Raw genomic sequence first — 6,168 nt, 5'->3', positions numbered from 1 at the left:
CGTAGTCTTCAGCAGCGTTAGTCTGGTTCGTGAACTGATCGAAAAAGCCTGCACAAAAACCGGACTGAAAGTTACTGCTGACATTCTTGACGGAGTCTATGAAGCCGGACGGACAGTCACTCGTTGCGTCCGTGCTTCACTGAACATCGAGTACGACTCAACCTTGCCTGCGTGGAACTACAGCATCCGCTCACGGAACGCCGCATAGCGGGAAGTTATTTCGAGCACGTTCCTAAGGGCGCTCACCATGGCCGCCTTCGCTGAATCTGCCTCGCAGACAAATGGCAACGCCACGCGGCCTGGCAGGCCGGTGACGGAAATTTCCCGGATCACTTTCGGAAATCGCCCAATTGAGTCTGTACCCAGCGCCTAGTCCCATGTCTCAGGTGGCACCTTTTATCCGCCGGCGCGGCCAGGCTTGGGTTAAGTGACGTGCCTATCCGTTCGCCATGGGGCCGGCCTCGGCCCCTGGCGGCGCAGTGACTGACAAGCTGAAACGGCTTTCCTATAGGAATGGTTTGGCCACCAGTAAAGTGGTATAGCCGCTTTGTGTCGCGCACAGCAGAATCAGCGGAATCCTGGCCGTCATGCAAAGGCTGGTCGCACCAAATGACATCGCCCGCCCGGATGACCGGGCATCGCGAGTGGCGGGGGCGGCCGGCGGGGGAAACATTGCGAACAGCAGCGGCACCGCGAGCAGAGGTATGCAGAACGCTGCAAACATTGCGCGCCACCCCCACGCAGCAGCGAGCCATCCGGCAGCCAACGGAGCAACGATGCTGGTTGCTTCCAATGCAGCTTGGCCATAGGCAAACAGTTTCTTGTATCGCTCATGGGTCAAGAGGTCACGCATTAGGGCCCGGTTTCCGACGGAGCCTATAGCATTTACCGCGAACATTGCCAGCAAGACTACGGCATAGGCCAGGTAGCTTTGGGCAGTCGCACTTAGTAAGCCCAGCAAGCAAGCCGCCGCGGCGCTCACGGTTACGGCGCGCAGCCTGCCAATATGATCGACCAGCCATGGCGCACCGAGAAAAACGGCGGCGCCCACCATCAAGGTTGCCGAGAAGAAGGCCTGAAATCTCGCCTGGCTGACGCCAAGGTCGGCGCCGATCAGAGGGAGGACGGGGCTGAGCACATCGAATAGCGTCGCCACCAGTATTGTTCGGAAGACGAGGCACACATAGACGATTGTTGATACTGATCTCAGGCGGTCTATCATTTGCGCTTGGGGGATGCCATCGCTGTTGCCAACGACATCGTTCTCATTTTGTCTCATATTGCAAAATGAGCAACACCATGGCATGCAGAATCGTCTCGGCGTGCCATGGCTGACGCCGTATTTCAAGCAGCTAGAGCTTCATACTGGTCGAGGCGACAGAGTTTCCGCCCGCAAGAACTTCGTTCTGCGCTGCCGGCGCCACCAAATCTCAATGATGCCCTTGTGCTGGCGCTGGGAGAAATAATCGAAAAATTCCGGTGTTGCGTAACTAAACGCGCATAGTCATGTTCGCGCCCTTTGCCCTATTTTCAGCAAGCGGAAGTTTCTAGCGCCATTTTCGGACTTGCCCGATTGATTCCGTACCGGGCACCTTGTTCCATGACTCCAGTGGCGACTTGCCATGCTCACCGGAGTCGGATATGGCCTCAATCAGAAGCGCAATTCTCCCTAGATTAACCTACCTAAACCTTTGCGCTACGTCAGCAATCTCTGACGTACACGTGCGTGCGGAGGTTTCGCCATGGTGACCCGGACCTATCTCATCAGAGGCGATAAGGCCAACAACGGCGCCACCATTTCCGGCGGCAGCGACTCGTACTTCTGGCACAACGTTCCCGTCGCCCGGGAAGGCGATGCCGTGTACTGCCCCGTATGCAAGCGCGCGGGGACAATTGTCTGCGTCGGGCCACGCGTGCCTTGTACGGACATGGGCAAGGAAGTCGCACTCAGCGGAGATATCTGTGCCTGCGGCTGCCAACCGGCACCGGTCTTCTATGCCTCGCGGCCGTTCACAATGACCATCGCTTCCGAGGAAGCTGCCCAACGGCAAAGCGCCAAGCCCAATGGATTTGCAGCGACCGTGCGAGCGCAGCAATCCGGCGGCGCCACCAGTCATGATCAACGGGTCCAGCTGCTTGATGAGGCTAGCGGACAGCCGTTGGCAAACTGGCGGTATTGCCTTACGGGCGAGAACGGCACGCACGAGGGCCGCACCGACAGCAATGGCTTCACCACACGGGTGTTTGCGGATCAGGCCATGACTGTCAGGCTTGAGGTCTTTGGGGAGGAGGCGTAATCATGCAACCGCTCAAGACTCTCAATATACGGTTGACGCCAACTTCCGACACGGAGCACGTCAAGGTGTATCTGCTGCGGCCTCGGGGGACTTTGTATTGGGGTGGCGCAGGGTTGGACGGCAGCTATATTCCGCTAACTACCAAGGCCTTTCAGGCGGCCGGCATTGGATCGTTCAATCTCGGCCTCACCAACTCGGCAACACGGACGGCTCTCGGCGATCGTGGAATGCTTGTTGATGCCATCCGGGCTGGACTTACTATCCGCTATGAGGATGATGCGGAATGGGTCATTACCTCTGGCATGTCGGCCGAAGCACCGCAATTCAACCTGATCGGCTATTCCTACGGGTCATTGCTTGCGGCCCAGACAGCCAACTACTACGCAAACCAGGGACATACTGTGGACCATCTGGTGTTGATCGGCTCTCCAATCGACGGAACATTTCTGGACAAGTTGCGCAAGCATCGACACATTCGCAAGGTGGTTGTGGTGGACCTGACGGAACACGGAGATCCTATCCACGCGGGCATGTCTCAGCTCTCGTTGGTTTCGGCGGCGCCGAAGCTCGCCAGTCAAATGGCGGCTGGAAATGGTGAAGGTCATTTCTACTATGCGCACATGGTTCCAGATTTGCCACGCAGGCTGCAGAAATTGGCGGCTCGGGTAGCGGATGAGGGAGTCAGATGATGGTCTTGCGTTGGTTGTTCCTGCTGCCATCCGTATTGCTGCCCGCATCACTCATTGCCCTCAGCCTGTTTCACATCGTCGCAGCGCCAACGCGAGACGACATGTTCGTCGGATATGCAGGCGTTGTATCCGCCGCCGTACTCCTGCTTGACCTCGTCCTCGCACTGGTATGGCTCGGCGCATTTGGCTACCTGCTCTACGTCAGCCCCGGACAGCGACGGCTATTGCTGATAATTGCGGGAATGACCATTCTGGCGTTTGTCGCCTGCTACGTGCTGGACAGCAAGCTGATTCGGGCACTTCCGGGATGAGCGAGCGCTGCATCTGTAGCATGGACGGCGCGAACACGCGGGTGGCATCCGGCGCGTCGTCCCTACCCCACCAGCGCCCGCAACTCCCGCGCTTGGCAGGCGCCACCTGACTGGCGCAACGGGCAAGGTTGACTTGCATGGCCGTGGCGGCGACATCCAACAGGATCGGGTCAATGCTGTAATCGCGCTGATCCAGCCATACAAGCACATCCAGCAAGTGCCAGAGTGTGGTGCCGCCTTCATGCACCGGCGCCGGGAAAGACTCCGGATAGCCGATCATCAACTTGCGCATGTTCTGGCGGGACATGCCGACGGCATCGGCAATATCGGTGAGTCCCACCAGATCGGGAACCGCTTCGATCAGCGTGGCGGACGGCATGGCGCGCCGGGCATCGGCAAGGGCGCTCACCATGGCCGCCTTCGCTGAATCTGCCTCGCGGACAAATGACAACGCCACGCGTCCTGGCAGGCTGGTACCCACGAGTGCGTCTTCACAGCCTGCCTCGCCCAGGCGTTCGACCAGTGCTTCGATGTCGTGGTCGGCCTGCGACAGCCCGTCTCGACGTTTGCGGGAAAGATACTTCCTGCGGTCGATGGACTAGATAACTGCGAACAGCAGGTGTCGGGACGTGGGTTGCGGCGACACAATGCAGAGCTGTCTCATTGGCGGCAGTATCTACAACTCTTAGCCTTGCCGTTGGTGCTGAACACACCACTCGTAACGGCCTCACCGCACCCGACAGACTGCGGTGTTTTTTCGTCCATAGCTTCCGCTAAGGCCGGGTAGCGCGCATCGATACAAGACCCGAAAGGGGAAACATGCGGGCCGTTTGCGAGCGGTGTTCACGTACCTGGCCGCCCTTTGAACAGGGGCGAACTTCACAATCTTCGCAAGGATTGCCATGACGAAACGAAGCTCGCCGTTGCCCATTCGCACTGTCAAGATTAGCCGCACCTACTTTCCCGTTGTCCCTGACGGCACCAATGGCTTTACTGGCCTACGGGAAATTCCGTGGATTCGACTGCGTGGTGTCTGGTTAGAAAAGGCAGGGTTCAACGGGCAATCGCTGAAGGTCAAAGTGCAACGAAAACGCATTGTGATCTGCGTGGCCTAGCGTCAAGGGCTAGCCGCCTTGCATGTGCAAACGGGCGTCTGCGACTGCGGATTCAACCGGTCGATGCAACAGCTTGATGGAATCGTTCAGCCGGTGTATCGAAGTTTAGTGTCTTGCGCGTCCGAAGCCGCGCGGGGCTAGCGATGCTGCGGATGTGCTAGGAAGAACCGCACCATTTCGGCACTGGCATCCGGTCCCTTGGCATCGGTGAACGAGCCGCGGCTGCTGCCTCCTGCCCAGGCATGGGGTGCGCCGTGGATGAGCCAGTATTCGGCATCGACGCCGTTTGCCGCCGTCACGAACTGGCGGGTATATGCGTGTCCACCCCCGTCGCTGCTTCGTTCAGTTCGCTTTAGCGCCTCGCCGACCTCGAAAGGCGCGATCATGCGACTACCGTTGGAAGGATGCACGGTGTGGCCCGTATCGCCGTGAAACACGATAACTGGCCGTTTCGGCTGGGCCATGGACGCTTGGGCGTCGACGCGCGATGCGTCCTTGCGCTTGCCACCTTTCATTGCCGCTAGCGCGGAGGGCAGGTCATGCGCACAGCCCTGCGGCAGGCCGGAGTGAATCCCCGCGGCGGCATACAGTTCGGGATAGCGATGGATCATCACTGCCGCCATGGCGCCGCCAGCGGACAGGCCCGCGATATACACGCGATCTGCATCGACATTGTGGGAGGCCATGACCTCGCGGGTGATGCCAGCGATCAGCGAAGGCTCGCCACGCCCGCTTTGCTGGTCGCCAGGCCGGAACCAGTTCCAGCACTTGGAAGGGTTCGCCTCGGTCGGCTGGATCGGGTAGAGGACCAAGAAGCCATGTAGCTCGGCGAGCGCGTTCATGCGGGTACCCGCCGCAAAATCGTCCGCGTCTTGGGTGCAACCGTGCAGCATCACGATGAGCGGCACCGGCTCGTTCCGGTAACTGGAGGGCACGTAGAGCTTGTAGGCGCGCTGGCCCGCGTGGTTGGCGAACGTCTTCAGGCTGAAATGGCCGCGGACCTCCACATCGGATGGCGAAGGAACCTTCCGCGCCTGGCCGGGCAGGGGAGAGGCAAATGGCGTCTTTGCGAACGGCACGTCGTTCCTGAACGGTGAGCTGTCCGCTGGCAGCAACGCTTCGACAACTTGCGCCGGCGCAGGGCTCCCCTCTTTACTGCCCCAAGGCGAGCTGGTCCGGAGGGCTCGCTGGATCGCCTCCGTTGCCTCCAGCGGGCCGGCGGTGCGCAGGAACTCCATGGCCTCGCGCATGGAGGCGAGGAACGCGTCGTTCATTTTCATGATGGGTTTCCGGATGGGGCAGGTGTTGCGTGAAATTGCGTGAATTACCTGATGCGCCCGGCCAGAGCGGCCTTGACGGCGGCGGAGGCGTGGAAGGCGCCCAGCACCACGACTGACTGAATCGTGGCAAGAGCGAGCTCTGGACTGACGTCGGATGCAATGCTGGCAAGACCCAGCACATGGATATCGAGAAGCTGGTTGGCCGCCTGCGCGGCCTCCAGGTCCTGCCTGGAAAAGTGCTGCAGCCCAAGAACGAGCGCGCGACGGGTCACGGTCTCATTGACCGCCCGCGCATGCACTGCCAGTTGATTGCGAATGGCCGTACGAATCAGATCCGTGCGATTCGAATAAAAACCCTCTTCCACCAGGAGATCGATCTGGCCCAGGTCGACAGGGCCCAGATTGATCGTGATTTTTTCGGTGTCGCCGCCTTTCGATCGGGGCACCAGCATAAGTGCGCCTTTTCCGACTTTCAT

General features: G+C 59.7%; 8 protein-coding genes and 1 pseudogene. 5 read left to right on the top strand and 4 right to left on the bottom strand.

What is annotated here, in order from left to right; genetic code table 11:
* Positions 1-208 (top strand): hypothetical protein (locus A3A5_RS41230; RefSeq protein ID WP_369797769.1); only part of this gene is annotated, 208 nt, incomplete at its 5' end.
* Positions 209-505: 297 nt separating this feature from the next.
* Here A3A5_RS41230 and A3A5_RS0111350 read toward each other — a convergent pair.
* Positions 506-1,348, bottom strand: a complete 843-nt coding sequence (locus A3A5_RS0111350; protein WP_157637195.1) for an MFS transporter — start codon at positions 1,346-1,348, stop codon at positions 506-508.
* Positions 1,349-1,742: 394 nt separating this feature from the next.
* Between A3A5_RS0111350 and A3A5_RS0111345 the strand changes: the two genes are divergently transcribed.
* Genes A3A5_RS0111345 through A3A5_RS0111335 form a run of 3 tightly spaced genes read left to right on the top strand, consistent with a single transcriptional unit; the run spans position 1,743 to position 3,297 of the window.
* A complete protein-coding gene (locus tag A3A5_RS0111345) occupies positions 1,743-2,297 on the top strand; it encodes a PAAR domain-containing protein (RefSeq protein WP_018310691.1) in 555 nt (184 codons plus the stop codon).
* A gap of 2 nt (positions 2,298-2,299) precedes the next feature.
* Positions 2,300-2,986, top strand: coding sequence for a thioesterase domain-containing protein (locus A3A5_RS0111340; protein ID WP_018310690.1), 687 nt, complete (start codon positions 2,300-2,302; stop codon positions 2,984-2,986).
* Entirely contained in the window at positions 2,983-3,297 is a 315-nt protein-coding gene (locus tag A3A5_RS0111335) for a hypothetical protein (RefSeq protein ID WP_018310689.1), read from the top strand. The genes A3A5_RS0111340 and A3A5_RS0111335 overlap by 4 nt, the downstream gene beginning before the upstream one ends.
* Positions 3,298-3,359: 62 nt before the next feature.
* On the opposite strand, the pseudogene A3A5_RS41225 reads toward A3A5_RS0111335, so the two are convergent.
* Positions 3,360-3,850, bottom strand: a pseudogene (locus A3A5_RS41225) (helix-turn-helix transcriptional regulator).
* A 349-nt stretch (positions 3,851-4,199) separates the two neighbouring features.
* Between A3A5_RS41225 and A3A5_RS41220 the strand changes: the two are divergent.
* Positions 4,200-4,412: a SymE family type I addiction module toxin gene (locus tag A3A5_RS41220; RefSeq protein WP_081623865.1), complete on the top strand. Its 213-nt coding sequence runs from the start codon at positions 4,200-4,202 to the stop codon at positions 4,410-4,412.
* A gap of 137 nt (positions 4,413-4,549) precedes the next feature.
* On the opposite strand, the gene A3A5_RS0111325 is transcribed toward A3A5_RS41220, so the two are convergent.
* On the bottom strand, positions 4,550-5,692 hold the full coding sequence (locus tag A3A5_RS0111325) for a PHB depolymerase family esterase (RefSeq protein WP_018310687.1): 1,143 nt from the start codon (positions 5,690-5,692) through the stop codon (positions 4,550-4,552).
* Between the two features lie 44 nt (positions 5,693-5,736).
* On the bottom strand, positions 5,737-6,168 hold the full coding sequence (locus A3A5_RS0111320) for a CopG family transcriptional regulator (protein ID WP_026200669.1): 432 nt from the start codon (positions 6,166-6,168) through the stop codon (positions 5,737-5,739).

It is taken from the genome of Cupriavidus sp. UYPR2.512, from assembly GCF_000379565.1.
Lineage (GTDB): Bacteria > Pseudomonadota > Gammaproteobacteria > Burkholderiales > Burkholderiaceae > Cupriavidus.
This window is presented reverse-complemented; position numbering and strand designations above follow the sequence as displayed.

Excerpts from the sequence above, each read along its gene's own strand:
- A3A5_RS0111345 (WP_018310691.1), top strand. The coding sequence starts at position 1,743 with ATGGTGACCCGGACCTATCTCATCAGAGGCGATAAGGCCAACAACGGC.
- A3A5_RS0111340 (WP_018310690.1), top strand. The coding sequence starts at position 2,300 with ATGCAACCGCTCAAGACTCTCAATATACGGTTGACGCCAACTTCCGAC.
- A3A5_RS0111335 (WP_018310689.1), top strand. The coding sequence starts at position 2,983 with ATGATGGTCTTGCGTTGGTTGTTCCTGCTGCCATCCGTATTGCTGCCC.
- A3A5_RS41220 (WP_081623865.1), top strand. The coding sequence starts at position 4,200 with ATGACGAAACGAAGCTCGCCGTTGCCCATTCGCACTGTCAAGATTAGC.
- A3A5_RS0111325 (WP_018310687.1), bottom strand. The coding sequence starts at position 5,692 with ATGAAAATGAACGACGCGTTCCTCGCCTCCATGCGCGAGGCCATGGAG.
- A3A5_RS0111320 (WP_026200669.1), bottom strand. The coding sequence starts at position 6,168 with ATGAAAGTCGGAAAAGGCGCACTTATGCTGGTGCCCCGATCGAAAGGC.